The 16,838-nt window shown below is 58.4% G+C and carries 13 protein-coding genes; 4 read left to right on the top strand and 9 right to left on the bottom strand.

The window, feature by feature from the left end:
• Positions 1-84 precede the first annotated feature (84 nt).
• Entirely contained in the window at positions 85-981 is an 897-nt protein-coding gene (locus L1A08_RS12450) for an ROK family protein (RefSeq protein WP_238756732.1), read from the top strand.
• Positions 982-1,074: 93 nt separating this feature from the next.
• On the opposite strand, the gene L1A08_RS12445 is transcribed toward L1A08_RS12450, so the two are convergent.
• Positions 1,075-1,971 (bottom strand): ATP-binding protein, encoded by an 897-nt coding sequence (locus tag L1A08_RS12445; RefSeq protein WP_238756731.1) that lies wholly within the window; start codon positions 1,969-1,971, stop codon positions 1,075-1,077.
• Positions 1,972-2,498: 527 nt separating this feature from the next.
• Here L1A08_RS12445 and L1A08_RS12440 point away from each other — a divergent pair.
• Complete coding sequence (locus L1A08_RS12440) at positions 2,499-2,729, top strand: carbon storage regulator (RefSeq protein ID WP_238756730.1); 231 nt, start codon at positions 2,499-2,501, stop codon at positions 2,727-2,729.
• Between the two features lie 92 nt (positions 2,730-2,821).
• On the opposite strand, the gene L1A08_RS12435 is transcribed toward L1A08_RS12440, so the two are convergent.
• Both L1A08_RS12435 and L1A08_RS12430 read right to left on the bottom strand, forming a co-directional pair.
• A complete protein-coding gene (locus L1A08_RS12435) occupies positions 2,822-4,057 on the bottom strand; it encodes a cytochrome P450 family protein (protein WP_238756729.1) in 1,236 nt (411 codons plus the stop codon).
• A gap of 50 nt (positions 4,058-4,107) precedes the next feature.
• Positions 4,108-5,883 carry an OPT family oligopeptide transporter gene (locus L1A08_RS12430; RefSeq protein ID WP_238756728.1) on the bottom strand — a complete coding sequence of 592 codons (1,776 nt, stop codon included), beginning with the start codon at positions 5,881-5,883 and terminating at the stop codon, positions 4,108-4,110.
• Between the two features lie 454 nt (positions 5,884-6,337).
• On the opposite strand from L1A08_RS12430, the gene L1A08_RS12425 reads away from it, so the two are divergent.
• Positions 6,338-7,561, top strand: a complete 1,224-nt coding sequence (locus L1A08_RS12425) for a peptidase MA family metallohydrolase (RefSeq protein ID WP_238756727.1) — start codon at positions 6,338-6,340, stop codon at positions 7,559-7,561.
• A 340-nt stretch (positions 7,562-7,901) separates the two neighbouring features.
• On the opposite strand, the gene L1A08_RS12420 is transcribed toward L1A08_RS12425, so the two are convergent.
• The 5 genes from L1A08_RS12420 to L1A08_RS12400 all read right to left on the bottom strand — a co-directional run bounded on the left by L1A08_RS12420 (position 7,902) and on the right by L1A08_RS12400 (position 14,349).
• Positions 7,902-10,127 carry an HlyD family efflux transporter periplasmic adaptor subunit gene (locus L1A08_RS12420; RefSeq protein ID WP_238756726.1) on the bottom strand — a complete coding sequence of 742 codons (2,226 nt, stop codon included), beginning with the start codon at positions 10,125-10,127 and terminating at the stop codon, positions 7,902-7,904.
• A gap of 289 nt (positions 10,128-10,416) precedes the next feature.
• On the bottom strand, positions 10,417-11,364 hold the full coding sequence (locus L1A08_RS12415) for a cell division protein FtsQ/DivIB (RefSeq protein WP_238756725.1): 948 nt from the start codon (positions 11,362-11,364) through the stop codon (positions 10,417-10,419).
• A gap of 229 nt (positions 11,365-11,593) precedes the next feature.
• A complete protein-coding gene (locus L1A08_RS12410; protein WP_238756724.1) occupies positions 11,594-12,457 on the bottom strand; it encodes an NAD(P)H-hydrate dehydratase in 864 nt (287 codons plus the stop codon).
• Positions 12,458-12,576: 119 nt separating this feature from the next.
• Entirely contained in the window at positions 12,577-13,353 is a 777-nt protein-coding gene (larB, locus tag L1A08_RS12405; RefSeq protein ID WP_238756723.1) for a nickel pincer cofactor biosynthesis protein LarB, read from the bottom strand.
• Positions 13,354-13,395: 42 nt separating this feature from the next.
• The gene (locus L1A08_RS12400) at positions 13,396-14,349 is read right to left on the bottom strand and encodes an aldose 1-epimerase (RefSeq protein ID WP_238756722.1); all 954 of its coding nucleotides are present in this window, start codon (positions 14,347-14,349) and stop codon (positions 13,396-13,398) included.
• A gap of 147 nt (positions 14,350-14,496) precedes the next feature.
• Here L1A08_RS12400 and L1A08_RS12395 point away from each other — a divergent pair, with 147 nt between their 5' ends.
• Positions 14,497-14,784, top strand: a complete 288-nt coding sequence (locus tag L1A08_RS12395) for a hypothetical protein (RefSeq protein WP_238756721.1) — start codon at positions 14,497-14,499, stop codon at positions 14,782-14,784.
• Positions 14,785-14,948: 164 nt separating this feature from the next.
• On the opposite strand, the gene L1A08_RS12390 is transcribed toward L1A08_RS12395, so the two are convergent.
• Positions 14,949-16,316: a dipeptidase gene (locus tag L1A08_RS12390; protein ID WP_238756720.1), complete on the bottom strand. Its 1,368-nt coding sequence runs from the start codon at positions 16,314-16,316 to the stop codon at positions 14,949-14,951.
• Between the last annotated feature and the right edge of the window lie 522 nt (positions 16,317-16,838).

The raw sequence follows: 16,838 nt of genomic DNA, 5'->3' as shown, positions 1-16,838 counted from the left end.
TCCTGAAGACCTCCCGATACAATGGGAGGCCAGTGCTCGCCGAGCGATCGAACGCACCAGACCGGAAACCAGAGGTTGGCAACGATGCAATTACTGTATGGCGGAATTGAAGCGGGGGGAACCAAGTTCGTGTGCGCGATCGGCAGCGACCCCGATGATATTCAGCATATCGAACGATTCCCGACAACAACTCCGGACGAGACGATCGGTCGCTGCATCGATTTCTTCAAGAAGCACGCCACCGACAAGAACGCGTTCGAAGCGATCGGAATTGGCTCGTTCGGTCCGGTCGATCCGAACCCCGATTCCGAGCATTTCGGCTACATCACCGCGACGCCCAAGCCGCACTGGAGTCATACCAACTTCGTGCAGCCAATTCGGGACGCGCTCAAGGTTCCCGTCGCGTTCGATACCGACGTGAATGTCGCCGCACTCAGCGAGCATACCTGGGGAGCCGCACAGGGACTCGATACATTCATCTATCTCACGATCGGCACCGGGATTGGCGGCGGTGGACTGGTCAATGGCGAGCTGATGCACGGTCTGATTCATCCCGAAATGGGGCACATCCGCATTCCGCACAATCTGGAACGCGATCCCTTTCCAGGCCGCTGCCCGTTCCATGGCGATTGTCTCGAAGGTCTCGCCTGTGGCCCGGCTATTGAAGATCGCTGGGGCAAGGCGGGGAAGGACCTGCCGTCCGACCATCCGGCCTGGGACCTCGAAGCGGAGTATCTGGCTCATGCGGTTGTGAATTACATCTGCACGGTGTCACCGCAGAAGGTCATTCTGGGTGGGGGCGTCATGGAGCATCCGAATCTGCATCACCTCGTGCGGAAGCATGTGGTGAAGCTCCTCAACGGCTACGTTCAGGCTCCCGAGATTCTGGAGAACATCGACAACTATATCGTGCCGCCCTCTCTGGGGAGCGAAGCCGGGGTGCTGGGAGCGTTCTCACTGGCGAGGCGGATGCACGGTTAGAGTCGAGGCCGGCGGGTCGGACGCGTTGCACGAGGACACTGGCCGAGCCAGTGGCACCCCGCGCGAGCCAGCGACATCCGACAACTCTGATGGTCAGGCGTCCGACGGTTCGGTTTCGAACGACTTCCGCATCGTGATCTCGTTCCCTGTTTCATTGAAGCTGACATCGTCCATGAATGTCTGAATCAACAACAGGCCCCGACCGTGGGGACGCATGATGAAGTCGGGGTCGGTTGGGTCAGGAATTGCCGAACGGTCGAATCCCGGACCCTCGTCGGCGACGATCACTTCGATCGAGCTTTCCCCGATATTGGTCGTGAGTCGCACGCGGCGGCCTTCGTAAGGAGCCTGCGCCTGCCGCTCTTTCATTCGCTTGACGAATTTGGTTCCGTCTCCATTCCGGAGTGCGGAGTCGACTTCGAGGTTGCCGTGGATGATGGCATTCAGCAGCGCTTCTTCTGTCGCGACGGCCACACGAATGCGGTCCCGCGTGGAGGCGTTCGTCATCACGGAGATGATTTCACGCAGCTGGGACACATAGTTCGCGACGATGCTCGTGTCGTTGTCGATCCGGAAAACGAAATGACACTGGAGGCAATCTTTGAAGATGCTTTCCTGGGAGACGCCGTAGCCGCAGACGCGGAGGATGCGGTGAATGACATCGGAAAGGACCAGATCCGGAGCCGATTTCGGCACGAAGCAGATGGCCCCCAGACTCAGCGAGTTGACGGTCGAGGTGTGATCATCGCCGGAGCTGACGACGATGATTGGCACCTCACTGAGATCGGCGTTGCACTCTTCCCGCAGCGCCTTGGACAGGGATTCCGTCTGGGTATCGTTGGCGATGGCCAGATGGCATTCGCGATCCCGGATCAGGGTGCAGGCCGCACCGGTCTCCTGGACGGTCACGAGTTCCCAGTTCGGATGGGCCTCGATGCGACTGGACAGCGGAGGATCCTGCGAATCGAGGATCAGGATTCGAACTTTCATATGGGCAACCGATGCTGGGGGGCGTCGCCAGGCGACGTGAGCGATCCATCCTTCAGACTCTGCTCCGTCTCAGGGACTGAAGGCAGATCTGACGCCATTCACAGGCGATCTTCCCTGGGAGAACCGGTTCCTCGGAAATAGCCTCCGCTTGGGGAGAAACGTAACGACTCTCCGGGAAATGGTAAATAGGGCCTCGACGTTCCCGGGTCTGAGTGTGCACCAAAACAACACATGCGGTCTTAATACCACAGTCGAATGTTGCGAAATCGAACGCACGATCAGGTTGGTCGATTTCGCAGCGATCGCTGCCGTGCCGATCGGGCTGCTGATCGATCAATGCCGCCTGCTGAGATGGAGAACGCCCCCATATCGGCGGTCAGCGAATCGCGGGCTGAATTTACGCAGACTACCCATTATTTCAAAATGGTCCCGTCGGAGAGCATCTGGCACGGCAAATGCAACAGTGTTTCATCCGCTGACGCTCGATTTTTTTCACGAAATCTACAGTTAATTCCATGGAGGGTGCGATGCTGGTGCTGTCACGCAAAATCAACGAACGGATTCTGATCGGTGACTCAATCGAAATCAAAGTGCTCAAGGTTTCCAATGGTCGTGTAAAAATCGGTATCGATGCCGATGCCTTCATCGATATTCGTCGCGGCGAGCTGGAACTTGAGATTGAAGAGACAGGCGGGGTGACTCAAGCCAAGGCGGCGTCGGTCTCCAAGGACCGTGTCAGCCAGTCGATCCCCGCCTAGACCTGCTCAGGTGGTTGATCCCCCCGTCCGTGTCAGATGCGGCGTTTCTGCCGAGCGACATTTGTAGACGGACAGGCGGGAAAACGACCTGTTCAGGCTTGTTCTGAATGCAGATGGACCGGAAGTTGACTCGGTCCACGCATGCCTTTGAGGGCTGTCCACCGGATCTCTTCACGGGGAACGGCCAGCTCAAGTTTCGGGAATCGACCGAGCAGGCGTAAGATCGCCACTCGCGTTTCCAGCCGAGCGAGCTTAAGTCCCAGGCAAACATGAATACCGGTTCCGAATGCCAGATGTGGATTCGGATTCCGGAGAATGTCGAACCGGAAAGGCTCCGGGAACACGGCGGGATCAACGTTCGCTGCGGAGAGCAGCGCCATCACCCGATCTCCCCGCTCCAATTCAAGGCCGTGAAATTTCAGATCGTGGACCGCATACATCGGTTTCGAGCTCAGGACCGAAGCTGAATATCGCAGAGCTTCTTCCACGGCTCCGTCGATGCGGGACCAGTCTTCAAAAAGCAGATCCTTCTGATCCGAGTGCGCGCAAAGTTCGAGAATCAGGTCGCCGATGAGATTTGTCGTCGTGGCATGTCCGGCGAAGAGCAACAGCAACGTCATGCCGACCGCTTCGTCGTCACTCAGCTGTTGACCCTCGGCTTCGACGTCAACCAGGGCGCTCAATAACCCCGGCCGCGGAGACTGGCGGCAGAGTTTGATTTGCCTGCGAACGTAACTCTCCATTTTCCAGAGAGTTGGCAGCAGCGAGATCAGGCCGCGAAACGAGGGATCAATCGCAAAACGCTCGGCCCAGTTGGCGAACATGTCGCGGTCCTCGGGAGGCAGCCCCAGCAGCTCTGAGATGACCGCAATCGGCAAAGGGCGGCAAAGACCTTCCACCAAATCGACGGGCTCTCCGGCAGCCCCCTTTTGCTCGATCTCACTCAGGAGGTCATCGGTGATCTGCTCGACACGCGGCTGCAACTGTTCCATGCTGGAACGGGAGAACGCCTGATCAACGAGTATCCGCAGCCGTCGATGATCGGGATTATCGCGGATGATCATTCCCGAAGCCATGATCTTCAGGCAACGCGGTGTCCACCAGTTGAACCCGGGAAGAGGCGACTTGCCGAGCGACCGGGGATCGCGGATGAAATTCTTCGTATCCTTCAACAGGGCATTCACCGCGGCATGCGTCGTGACCATGTAGACCTTTCCCAGAAACGGAAAGGTCGTCTCGACTACCGGCCCCTGCTCCACCATCCGCATCAGGGTGGGATACGGATCGCGTTTGAAGGCCGCGGAAATGAGATCAACGGATACAGGCATTGGTTCCGCCTCCTGGGACTCGGCTTGGAAGGGACCACCAAGAGACTGAATCAGCCGATGCCCAGAATCGTAAGACCTGCGTTCACGATACCCATCAGCCCTTCACCGGCGATCAATCCAGAGGCCAGTGCGAAGTTGTACCGCTCGGCCTGTTGAGGAGCGACCGTTTTCCAGATCAGGTAGATGACCAGACCGTAGAACATCACAAGGGAATAATAGGCGGGAACGATGAACGCGATGCCCATCGCCAGTCCTGAAGGAATGTAAGGGCGGAGGGTCTTGTTGAGTCGCAGGATGGAAATCAGCGCCCCGACGATCCCTGCGATCACCATGGCATGCACCGCATACGGCGGCAGAGCAGAGAATCCGACATTCAGCACCTCGGCCATCGCCTTCCAGGCCATCGCGGCTGGAGCGGGAAGCTGGTCTTTTCCGAGCGGGTAGGCTTTCGTGAAGATGAAGTAGACCGGAACAGCGAACAGGATCCCGAAGCAGATGCCGCACAGCTGAGCGAAGAACTGCTTCCGCGGGGCGGCTCCCAGCAGGCGACCTGTTTTCAGGTCCTGCATCATGTCGCCCGCCTGCGAAGCTCCGCCAGCGGTAATGGCCGCACTCATCAGGTTCGTGCCCATATTCCCCGGGGCGATGCCGCCAAAGACAAGCTGAGTCACTTTGCCCATCCCGCCAATCGGATTGATATCGGTTTCGCCGACCGAACGAACTGCCACCACGGCCAGGACTGCCGAGAGGGCGATGGCGATGACCGTCTGGTAGGGGGGGATACTGAAAACGTTGTACGTAATGAATGTCGTCAGGATCGAGCCGAGGATCAGGCCACCGATCCACCAGCTGTTGGGGATGTGCGTCGGCTCACTCTCGCCTTCATCTGTATCGAGATTCCGTATCACCGGCATCGTGAGGGCGTTCACGAATGTTTTCCACGAGAGCAGCAGAGCCATCAGCGCTTCGGAGACCATCAGAGCGACCCCCGGCCAGAGCAGCCAGCCCCGCGGGCCGTTTGAGTAACTCATCACCTCGCCGGGTGCCCAGCCCATCTGCTGAGAAATCGGACCGAGAATGCCCCAGCCGAGAATGGCTCCCCCAACGAGCGATAACACCACTCGGGGGCCGATGAGAAATCCGGCTCCCATGAGAGAAGGACCGAGATAGACCTCGAAGCCCCAGGTCGCCGCCACGGCCAGAATCGAGAGACCACTCAGAATGGGCCAGGTGTGGATCTGAGGTTTCTCAAGGATCGGGAAGAAGTGATAATTTAGTGTGAACAGTCCCGCGACAACGCCCGCCACAATCAGAATTCGGGCTTTCGCCAAAGCCTCGGCTGCGTCGCCGTACATGGCAAGAATCGTTTCAGCCGTGGCAGTACCGGTCGGAAAGCGAAGCTTGTCGATTTCCACGACCTGCCGTCGCAATGGAACGGCAAAGAAGACGCCGAGAAAGGCCACCGAAACCGCCCAGAGCATGAGAGCTGACCAGTGGAACTCGTAGCCGAGCATGGCCATCGCCGGAATTGGAGCCAGCAGGCCAGCAGCCGACGACATGTAACCGGCGGCCGAGCCAGCGGTCTGAGCGATGTTCGTTTCCAGAATGGAAAGTCGATTCTGGAACATGGAGAACAACGAAAACGCCAGCACCGCAGAGATGATCGAGGCTCCAAATGCCCAGCCGATTTTCAGTCCAATATAGATGTTCGTGCAGGAAACGACGCTCCCGACAATACAGCCGGTGATGACGGCTCGGGCAGTGAGCTGCCGTTCGTCGGCGGGCGGATAATAGAGTTGATCGTTCTCGACGTTCTCCGTGGCCACGGCTGACATCCTTTCCATGGACTGCAATCTGAATCAGCGAAAACGATAGGCAACCTGGTCAAAATGAACAATAGGGATCGGTGCTGGCGGGACGTTTGAAGGCTGTCTCATTTCCCGATGAGGCGCGTCTCTTTGTTGTCAAATTTACAAACAGGCCAGGTTCGGGCTCGCGCGTTTGCTTGTAAGCCTTACAATCCCGCCGGGACAGGGAGGCAAATTCGAGATCTGGAAAAGTGTCTCGAATCGCTTCACAGGGTGGCATTGCAAGATCGATTCTGCAGCATTACGCGGCAGCTTCACTGCAGTGACTGGCACAGTGGTTGCGAAACGGCTCCCTCACTTCCACGGAAGGCGCATTCGATTCGATCGCACGATCACCGAATGCCGGGCTGAATGGAATTCGGTCCCTCGCCTTCGTCGCAACGCTCACTGAAAACAAAGAGGATACCAGAGCATGGAAGCTCGTGTACCTGCCGCTCGTTTTGCGCTGGTCTGCTGGACCGTTCTGTTCGCATCGCTGACCCCGCTGTCTGCGGCTTCGTTTCGGACGCCCAACTTTGTGGTGACCGCTCCGACAGCTGAGTTTGCCGAACGGGTGGGCCGGGAAGCCGAACGCTTCCGCAAGGAACTGTCCGTGATGTGGGCCGGGCAGGAGTTGCCGAACTGGTCCGCTCCCTGTCCCATTCGCTGCCGCGTCGGGCAGATCGGAGCCGGCGGAGCAACCACCTTCAACTTCCAGAACGGCGAAGTGCTCGGCTGGAACATGGACATTCAAGGAAGCGAAGAACGCATCCTTGATTCGGTCCTGCCTCACGAAATCACGCATACAATTCTCGCCTGCATCTTCCGTCGCCCGCTGCCTCGCTGGGCCGACGAAGGCATGTCGACGCTGATCGAGCACGAATCGGAACGCCGGCGTCAGACACGTCTGCTCGACGATGTCATGCGGTCGGGCCGGAAGATTCCGCTGCAGTCGCTGCTGAAGATGACCGAGTATCCGCCCGACATGCGGGACGTGATGAAGCTCTATGCCCAGGGCTATTCGCTGACCGATTACCTCGTTCAGCAGGGGGGACGCCAGACGTTCCTGAAGTTCCTGCAGGATGCCCACCGGCACGGCAGTTGGGATCATGCTCTCAGTTCCCACTATGGCGTAAACTCGGTCGGCAATCTGGAACAGAAGTGGGACTCCTGGGTAATGGCGGGCAGTCCCAGTCTGAATCTGCCGGAAGGGAATGCTCTGGCATTGAACCAGGCGAATCTGGAGCGGAACGATGTCGTTCGCGGTCAGTCTCCGGATGCCGCTCAACCCCCGGCCACCGCTCCGGCTCCCATCGAAACGGCCGCCATCTCTCAAGGCCAGCAGAATCAGATGGGCGGAACCGCTCAGCTTGAGTCCGCTCCGGCTTATCAGCCCGGATCAACCGCAGCGCCTCGTTCTCCTCAGGCAACGCCCCAGGAAGCAACCGGACACCAGGCCGCCCGTTCGCGCAGCCATCTGACGTTGCCGGTTTATATCCGCACCGTTCAGCATCAGCAGACAGCGGCCGAACGCAGGTCCCGGGAACAGCTCCAGCCAACCCGCGAAGGCTTCGACTCACCAATGACGCCGCTCAACCCGGCCGACACAAATCACCCGTTCGGCAGCGCTCAGAAAACGGACCCGTTTGTGCCGTAGCCTGCAGGGTTGGACAGTCGTGCTCTTTCGGGAATCGACGTCCAATCACGCACAGACAGGAATGTCTGTGCCACCCGAGAATGAACCCGGGTGGCCGTGATAGCTCTGCTATCAGGGCGGCGAAGCCGTCGGAGAACGCAGTTTGGCGACGGGGAAGATTCAACCCTGTTTCGTTTTCTATGGGTGCGAATTTCTCACCAGGAACCCACGTCAAATTCCGTCCTCCCACGGCTGCGCCGCCCCGAAAGAATCTTTCGGGGCCACCCTTTCGCGGATGCTCGGTAGAGCGGGGACGCTCTTTAATCAGATCACGCAGGGCGATCGGAACTTGCCCTGCACACTACAGGCGGAAGGTAAACGTCTGGCGGAGGTAGCGCCAGATCCAGCCGCCGACGGAGCGTTTGTCGACGATGAAACGGGCTCGGCCCGTCAGGCCGCTTCGCATCAGGTCTGTGTCTTCGTTGATTTTGACTGTGGCCTGATACGCCAGATCCGTCAGCTTTTCCCGGCCCTGCTGGTCGGTCACTGTCGCCAGGTCGCCGCCGCTCTTGTTGGAGAGCTGCTTGGGAGCGTAATCGCTCTGGCGGTCGGCAATGCTGGCGACTTCGCCGTCAAAGGTTTTGTCCGGCAGGTGATAGCACCGCAGTAGAACCGGCGTGCCGACCTTGAGCTCGTTGCGGTCGTCCTGCGAGACGAGCAGCACGGCCTGCATTTCGTCATCGGGAGCGATGCTCATGACATGCGTGGCTGGCTCAAGCGAGGCGTTCAGATTGCGGTCCTCGAAGACGGTGCCGTACCACTGGCGAAGCTCGGAGTTCGACTGATCGTCCAGCGGCGGTTCAGGAACCGATTCGGCTGCGACGATGCGTCCGCTGATCGGAGCGGTGATGGTCAGATTGTCGATCTGTTCGCGGACCTGCGCCAGCAAGTCCTTCAGCGAAGTGATCCGTTCGTCGGCCATGCGGACTTCATCCGGATCATTCAACGAAATGGCGGTCCGTCGACGGGCCTCTGCCATATCAAGCTGGGCAGTGAGTCGCAGTTCCTCATCTTCCAGCTCATCATTTCGGAGCGTCATCAACGTCTGACCGGCTTCAACCAACTCCCCCGGCTTCGCGCTGACTTCCGCGATTTGTCCAGACGTCAGCGAATAGACATGCTGCACCTGATGCGGCTCCAGGGTGAAACTGGAGTGGATCCACCAGGGAACCGGAATGGCGAGCAGAGCCGCGAGGATTCCGGCTGCCACCAGCGTGGAGAATGCGATCTTGACCTTACTCATCGGTTCATTCCTCGGCATCGACAGAATCTGATAGAGCGATCGCCCCAATCCGTAAATCATCGTTCCCAGCGAAAAGGCGGTCAGCGTCACCGCCAGGTTCTGCAGTCCATAGGGTTTCATCCACGTATACAGGAACAGGGCGATGCTTAAGACGAGCACCCATTTGTAAATCCACGACGCGACCGCATAGAGGATAAACCAGTGCTTGGCGCGATCTGGAGCGAACGGGTCTTCCGGAATGTGGATTCCCAGGCAGTACCAGGCGAAGGCCCGCTGCAGGGCTTTGTCGGCTTTCTGCTTGAGATTCGGGATCTCCAGATAATCGCTGAGCATGTAGTATCCGTCGAAACGGATCAGCGGGTTCAGGTTGAAGATGACCGTCGAAACCGTCGTCACGAAGAACAGGTTCAGACAGAGATAATTGAACAACCCGGGCTCAGAGAACCACCAGCCGAAAACCGCCAGTGAGGACAGAAAGACCTCAATATAGGCCCCGGCTCCGCCAATCCAGATGCGATGCCATTTGTTCTTCATCATCCAGCTGTCCGACACATCGCAGTAGAGCGTCGGACTGAAGACCAGGAGCATAACGCCGATCTTGTGGCATTCCCCCCCGAAGTGCCGGCACGTCAGCCCGTGACCGAACTCGTGGATCACTTTCGCTCCGGCGATCACCAGATACATGTAGAGCAGGTTCGGCCAGCCGAAGAACTGCTGGAACTCCGGCAACTTCGACTGGAACTCTTCGAACTGAATACTGACCAGCAGCAGAGCGGCACACGCCAGCGTCACCACCATGCCGACGGCCCAGCGGGTATACATCCATTTGAAGAACGGATAGATCGCGTTGAGCGTCCGTTCCGGATCCCAGCCCGGCAGCCGCAGAAAGAGAAAGTTTTGCAGCGTCTGCTGAATCTCTTTCCGCTTATTCTTTTTATTGAGATGCAACAGCGGGCGCCCCTGCCCGAGCCGCTTCGTGTAAAGCAGATTTTTTTCGTGCAGGTCGGCGAGCAGACGCTGCACGTCGCTGGTCTTCACCGGAATCGACGGATTCTCCCGCTGGAGATCTTCGTGGATCTCATCCAGCGTGGCCGAGCCCCGCATCTTCTCGAGCACCTGATGCTGTTCGCGCGTCAGACGATAATAGCGCAGCGCGACCGGATCCTTCACAATCCAGTAGCCGGTCCCCTGATAGCCGATTCGTTCAATGCGGATATCGGGCCGCGTGCGCAGCGGCAATTCGCGAGATCCAACTGCCCGAAAATCGGCTTGTGTAACCGCCATGAATGTCGATTCTGTTTATTGGGGACGTTCGATGTGGTGTCGAAATGAAGTGAACTGAAGTCCCGTCATTCTTGCTCTCGGCTGTTGCGAGGGCAAGCTTGAGCTTGAACGAGAGGGGACAGGCATTCCTCAGCCGTCCTCGTTGCTCGCCGGACAAAGTCTCGTTCCGTCCATCGAACAATCAACGCAGAAGACAGGCTTCCTGTTGCCTGGCAACACAGAGATCAGTCTCTGTGCCATCCGCTTTTTCAGCGACATCCCTCGGCTAGTCTCTCCCGTTGAATTCTTTCTAGCGCGTCACTCGGCCATCTGGTGACGGTAACGGGCGGCGGGCGATATCTTTCCAGCGGCGGAGGTCGATCTCCACCGGTCCCTGGGCCGTCTGCAGGCCGCCGAAGTCGCGGAAATACATTTCGAGCCTCTTGAGTTTGGTTTCAGCGTTGGGCTCGGTCGGATCAGGCACGTCGGGAGCGACCCCCCAGATGACTTCACTCCCTTTGTCGGTAATCAGTCGATACTGCACCTGGTTGAGATCATCGATGGAGCGGATTCCCGTCGCCGAATGTCCTTCGACGCGAATGGTTTTGAAGTGGAATCGCTTCCAGGGGGAATCTTTGTCGCCGGCTGCAAGCATCATCTCCGCGAGCCGCGTTGCTCCCCAGACCGCCAGATCGCCCCAGTGGTCACCCGCGGGTCCACGAGGCACGGAATCAATCCCTTCCACCGCGGGATAACTGCCCAGCTGCTTAATCGAGAAATCCATGGGAGGCAACAGGATGCCATCGCGGTCCACCGGATAGTAGCCCTGCTGCAACTGCACCAGTGCCACCGGTTCCCGGTATTCCAGGCCGATCTCAATCTTGTTCGGGTATCGCAGGCGAATGTGCTTCACTTCCCGCACCCAGGGGGACAACTCGAACGCCTTGCCGATTCGCTCCGCCAGTTGCGGCTCAAGCAGCGAAAACGTCGGCTCCAGCCCTGCCCGCTGCCAGGTTCGTTCGAGAAGGTCAACCGGCACGAACGTGGGCAATTCTGTCAGCTTCACCTCACGACGATCGACCTGGTACTGCGGCAGTGTCGTGAAGTCGGTCCCGGATTTCCGGGCCATGTTCGCCAGAAACGGAGCAGCGCAGATTCCCACACAGGCGATGATCACCCGGGGGTCGTACAGCCAGTTCCGCCAGCCGCTGAAGAGTCCGCGGCGGGGTTCGTCGTTGTTCTTTTTCACTTTAGCCATGATGCACGTGCTCAGGAAAGTTGGTTCCGCAATCAGCGGAGGCACTCTCTATCGTGCTTCGTCATTTCCAACGTCTGGCCGAACGGAATCTGACGAGCCGAGCCATCTCGGCTGCAACTTCCCCAAGCGATAGCGGATATGCGGAATAGGCGTCCGCCGTAACACGAAAAAACGCTCCGAACGGACCAGCCCGTGCGAAGCGTTTAATCGATACCGTTTGAGTGTTCGATCAGCGATGCTGCCGAATCGCTTCTGCGATCGCGAGCGGCAAATCGGAAGCGATCAGCCCCCGCTCTCCGTATCGCTCGGCGATTAAATCCCCCGCCACGCCATGCAAATGCACGCCGATCCGCGTTGCATCAATCGGCGAGAGCCCCTGAGCCAGCAAAGACGTAATCAACCCGGTCAGAACATCGCCCGTTCCTCCGGTCGCCATCCCGCTGTTGCCCGAGGTGTTCACGAACATCGTCTCGCCATCGGTGACAATGGTCTGAAACCCTTTGAGAACAACCACGCAGTTGTGCTCTTTGGCGAACTCCTCGGCGATCTCGTCCCGCCGCGATTGTACGTCAGAGCTGCTGATGCCGAGCAGCCGCCCCATTTCACCGGGATGCGGCGTGAGAATTCGCGGACCAGCCGGGTTCTTCGGAATCCCATCCGGCAATCGGGCCAGGGCGTTCAACCCGTCGGCGTCAATCACCAGCGGCTGCTTCACCGAGACATACAAATCGAGCATCAGCAGTTCGGCATCACGCGACTGTCCGAGCCCGGGGCCAATGCCCACTGCAGTGGACTTCTCGATGTGACTGTTAATCAGCTCCTGGGCATCGTAAGCGATGGTTCCATCCGGCTGCTGGGGAAGTCCGACCGTGAGGTACGACGGATCGAACCCCGCGACAATATCCTGACAGCACTCGGGACAGGCCACGAAGACCAACCCGGCACCGGTTCTCAGAGCCGACAGAGCGGCCAGCGAAATCGAACCCGCCATCCCTCGCGAACCGCCAATCAGCAGTGCGGTTCCAAACGTGCCCTTGTGGGCATCCTGGCTTCGGGAAGGAAGGGGAGGAAGTGTTTCAATACGTGCCACCATCCGTGTTGTCTCCGTCGTTAGAGCAGTTTACTGATCTGTGTAGCCGTTCCGTCCGCATAAGTTGCTGCGGTTCAGGCAGGAACGTGATCGTATGCGGACAGCCGGTAGAGCGATCCGCTCTAGTTCTCGTTGTCCGCTGACTGAGCAGCGATCAGTCCGGCCAGATATCCGCCCTTGAAACCACCATCGATATTCACCGTGCAGACATTCGCCGCACAGCTGTTAAGCATACCCAGTAACGCCGAAAGTCCACCGAAGTTGGCGCCATAACCGACGCTCGTCGGCACGGCAATCACGGGACACGGAACCCAGCCGCCCACGACGGAAGGCAATGCACCTTCCATGCCAGCCACGACGACAATCACTTTCGCATGCTGCAGCTTCTCGACCGATCGCAGCAACCGCTGCGGCCCGGCCACGCCGGCATCGAAAATCATTCCGGGATCAAACCCCATCCACCGCAGCGTCTCGGCTGCTTCCTCGGCGACCGGTTGATCAGTCGTTCCAGCGGTGACGACGAACGTCCCGCCCTTCGGCTGCTCGCTCGTTTCCACGGTCAGACGAAGCGTGCGTGCCAGCGGATTCCACTCGCATTCGGGGATCTCCTGCAGCACCGCTTCCGCCTGCGATTCCGAGCAGCGCGTCGCCAGACAGTTCTGACCGGCAGCCGACTGACGCTGAAAGGCGGAGATGATCACCTCGGCTGGCTTTCCGGTGCCATAAACTGCTTCCGGAAATCCGCACCGATCTCGTCGATCGAGATCCAGATCGAGACTGGCAGGCCCCGACTGTGCGGTTATTGAGCCGAGTCGCTTGAGAGCCGACTGCACGTCGACATCCCCATTGGCGACGCCATCAAGCAGCATTCGTACCGCATCTTCTCCAGCCGTTGTCATCGCAGTCTCTGAATGATTCATCTCAAGAAGGACATGTTGAAATCAGGCCATGATCGGTTCGACGCGAATATCAATCCACGTCTGGACACTCTTGCCCGGATCGAGTGTCTCCCAGCCGCAATCAATCCCCTTCGCGGTAAGATTGATTGCATCGGTCGGACACGTATACGGCTCCATGCAGACCGCATTCCGTCCCGGCGGCGTGAAGACGACCAGTTCGCGATAGCGATTGTCGCATTCCTGCACGATCTGAAGCCCGGCTCCTTCATCAATCACCAGGCTCTCCAGCGTCTCGCCCTCGGGCCGCAGGTCGGTGAGCACATCGTCCAGCTTCAGCGTCGAGTAGTACGCCCCGTCGGTCAGATCACAGGCTTCATCAACCGGGACCTGTTCGCCCGTCGGAATGAAGTTCTCCAGGATCCACTTCTTGTGAGCAGGAGCTTCCAGGACGATATGCTCGGTTGAACTGCCGTCGGTGAGCGGAATCCGGAAGTAGGCGTGGGTGCCGAAGCCCCACGGCAGCGGTTTGTCGTCCGGATTGGTGAACGAGAACTGCGACTTCAAGGCATTGCCGCGCACCAGATAGGTGCAGCGAATGATGAAATCGGCAGGCCACAGTTCGAGGCGATCCGGAGCATCTTTGCTCAACTGAAACTCACCCGTCACCGAGTTCTCGGTCTGCTCGATAACGCGCCACGGTCGGTCGAGACAGAACCCGTGAATATAATGAGCACCCGGTTTTGGCGTCGGCAGCTGGTATTCTTTGCCGTCCCACGTGAACTTGCCCTCGGCGATTCGGTTCGGGAACGGAAACAGAATCGGGATTCCGCAGCGGCTCGGCTTCACATTTCCTTCGGCGAAGTTCTCGTCCGCATCGAGAACTTCAACGGTCTGCCCGTTGATGGGAACCGAAAACTGAAAAAGATTGAAGCCAAGTTCGGGCAACACCTGAGCCTGGCTGCCGGAAACGGAGTCACGAATCGTAATGGCGGGCATGGAACAGACCTTATTGGGACGCGAATAAGTCGCGATCCGGAAAGTCCCGTCTGGGCAGCGGGACCGGTTTCAGATATCGTGCGGCTGCCCCCATTTTTCGGAGCAGACCAACCTCAAGAACTTCGGCCAAGCATAGCAGATCGCCTCATGGATTACGAAGACGACGACTGGGACGATGACCTCGATTACGGCGACAACCATTACGACAATGACGACGAAACCGACACCGCCGATTGCCCCGAATGTGGAGCAGCCGTCTACGAAGATGCCGACGCCTGCCCGGCCTGCGGCTGCTACCTGCATCACGGCTGGCAGGCCGGCGGCTACTACCCCTGGTACACCTTCGGCGGGCGGCTGAAAGAATGGAGCCCCTTCTGGCTCTTCCTCGCCATGACAGGCGTCATAGTCACCATCTTTACGCTGATGACGCTATAACCCCTCTGATGACCGGATGCCCCAGACGCGTGCGTCTGGATGGCGAAGCCACTCCAATACGCTCCCTGTTTTCAATGTGTGCCACTGGCTCCGCCAGTGCACCCAAACAGTCGTCAAAGCACTGGCAAAGCCAGCGTCATCCATCGCGACCTGCTGCCTAACGCCTAACGCCCCAACTCCTCCCACAACTTCGCACTCGCCAGCGTTCCGCGCTGGAAATTCGCCACGTGGAAGTGCTCATCGGGGCTATGCAGATTGTCGCTGTTCAATCCCCAGCCGAGCAGCAGCGTTTCAACGCCGAAGATCTCCTGGAACGTCGCCACAACGGGAATCGAGCCCCCTTCGCGAATCATCACCGGCTCCTTGCCAAAGGCGAAGTCAATTGCCTTTGAAGCCGCCTGGAAATGCGGTCCCGACGTATTGAAAACGTGCCCCGTGCAGCCGTGATATTCGCGGAACTCCATCTTGATTCCCGGCGGGCAGACTGATTTCAGCAGCGATTTCAGAGCCGCACTCAGTTTCGCGGCGTCCTGATCCGGGACCAGCCGACACGTCATCTTCGCCACAGCATAGGAGGGGACAATCGTCTTCGGCCCGGCTCCCTGATACCCGCCATAGATCCCGTTCAGATCAAACGTCGGCCGCGCCCAGCGGCGTTCGGTCGTCGAATACCCAGGCTCGCCGTGGACCGCATCGACGCCAAGATCCTGCTTGAAGTCGTCTTCAGAAAACGGCAGAGCAGCAAACTGCTCCCGTTCTTCGGCGGTCAACTCGATCACATCATCGTAGAAGCCGGGGATGAGCACACGGCCGTCGTCGTCCTGCACTTTCGCCAGCATCTGCGTCAGCGCGTTGATCGGATTCGTCACCGCTCCGCCAAACACCCCGCTATGCAGATCGCGATTCGGCCCGGTCACTTTCACTTCACACGCCAGAATGCCCCGCAGCCCGTAGGTAATGGCCGGAAGATCCGCGGCGTACATACTCGTGTCGCTCACCACCGCCACATCACAGGCATACTCCTCTTTCTTGCTTTCGAGGAAGAGGTCGAGATTGTTGCTGCCAACTTCTTCCTCGCCTTCGATGACAAAGATCACGTTCACAGGCAGCTTGCCGACCGTCTTCATCCAGGCATCGACAGCCAGCACATGCGTCAGCATTTGCCCCTTGTCGTCGGTCGCTCCACGAGCGTAGATCTTTCCATCGCGAACGTCCGGCTCGAATGGAGGCGTCGTCCACAGATCGAGCGGATCGGGCGGCTGCACGTCGTAATGTCCGTAGACCAGAACGGTGGGGGCATCCTTACCAGCCTTCCGCCATTCCCCGGTGACAATCGGGTGTCCATCGACCGGATGAATCTGTGTGTCGAGTCCAGCCTCCTTCAGCTTGCCGGCAACGAAGTCGGCAGCCGTCTGCATATCGGCTTTGCGTTCGGGATCGGCACTCACGCTCGGGATCCGCAGAAACGATTTCAGCTGCTCCAAATGGGCGGTCTGCTGCGATTTGAGATACTCTTCGACCTGCGAAAACATGACTTGCTCCTGCATCGGAGAAATGGCGTAACTATTGGTGAGATAACATTCTAGCGGCCGCCGGAGGGGGTGTCATCCGCCGACGCTCCGGGAGATTTTCGCCGTTTTTTCACAAAACCCGGGCGGTCTGGTTGACGCGAGAGGGCGGGAGGTTATTATTCCCTTCCGCGACACACGGATGCAACGGGTCGACGTGACCTGAGGCATTCGTTCTTTTTTTCGCCCCGCACTTTCTGCTCTTTGGAGACTTTTCTCCTTGACGAATGAAAGTCGCTTGCGAAAATAAATCTTGGCAGTAAACTGCCGAGCCCGCGATTTGGAATCTTCTGGATCGCGACGCGGACGGCAGGCGTATTGACGTCTGCTTAAAACCGAAGAGCCTGTTGAGGCCTTCGTATGATATTTGGCAATTTGGTTGGTGATTTGAGTTCAGCAATAAGTATGTGACGGCTGACCGATTTCTTCTTCGGAAGAAATCAAATCAAACCAGTCGGCATCTTCGGATGTTGGCTTTCCATCTTC

Source organism: Rubinisphaera margarita (assembly GCF_022267515.1).
Lineage (GTDB): Bacteria > Planctomycetota > Planctomycetia > Planctomycetales > Planctomycetaceae > Rubinisphaera > Rubinisphaera margarita.
The sequence above is the reverse complement of the archived record's forward strand: the minus strand, read 5'-3'. Positions and strand labels throughout refer to the sequence as shown.

Bases quoted from the DNA above. Each gene is read 5' to 3' on its own strand.
- L1A08_RS12450 (WP_238756732.1), top strand. From the start codon at position 85: ATGCAATTACTGTATGGCGGAATTGAAGCGGGGGGAACCAAGTTCGTG.
- L1A08_RS12445 (WP_238756731.1), bottom strand. From the start codon at position 1,971: ATGAAAGTTCGAATCCTGATCCTCGATTCGCAGGATCCTCCGCTGTCC.
- L1A08_RS12440 (WP_238756730.1), top strand. From the start codon at position 2,499: ATGCTGGTGCTGTCACGCAAAATCAACGAACGGATTCTGATCGGTGAC.
- L1A08_RS12435 (WP_238756729.1), bottom strand. From the start codon at position 4,057: ATGCCTGTATCCGTTGATCTCATTTCCGCGGCCTTCAAACGCGATCCG.
- L1A08_RS12425 (WP_238756727.1), top strand. From the start codon at position 6,338: ATGGAAGCTCGTGTACCTGCCGCTCGTTTTGCGCTGGTCTGCTGGACC.
- L1A08_RS12420 (WP_238756726.1), bottom strand. From the start codon at position 10,127: ATGGCGGTTACACAAGCCGATTTTCGGGCAGTTGGATCTCGCGAATTG.
- L1A08_RS12415 (WP_238756725.1), bottom strand. From the start codon at position 11,364: ATGGCTAAAGTGAAAAAGAACAACGACGAACCCCGCCGCGGACTCTTC.
- L1A08_RS12410 (WP_238756724.1), bottom strand. From the start codon at position 12,457: ATGGTGGCACGTATTGAAACACTTCCTCCCCTTCCTTCCCGAAGCCAG.
- larB (WP_238756723.1), bottom strand. From the start codon at position 13,353: ATGACAACGGCTGGAGAAGATGCGGTACGAATGCTGCTTGATGGCGTC.
- L1A08_RS12400 (WP_238756722.1), bottom strand. From the start codon at position 14,349: ATGCCCGCCATTACGATTCGTGACTCCGTTTCCGGCAGCCAGGCTCAG.
- L1A08_RS12395 (WP_238756721.1), top strand. From the start codon at position 14,497: ATGGATTACGAAGACGACGACTGGGACGATGACCTCGATTACGGCGAC.
- L1A08_RS12390 (WP_238756720.1), bottom strand. From the start codon at position 16,316: ATGTTTTCGCAGGTCGAAGAGTATCTCAAATCGCAGCAGACCGCCCAT.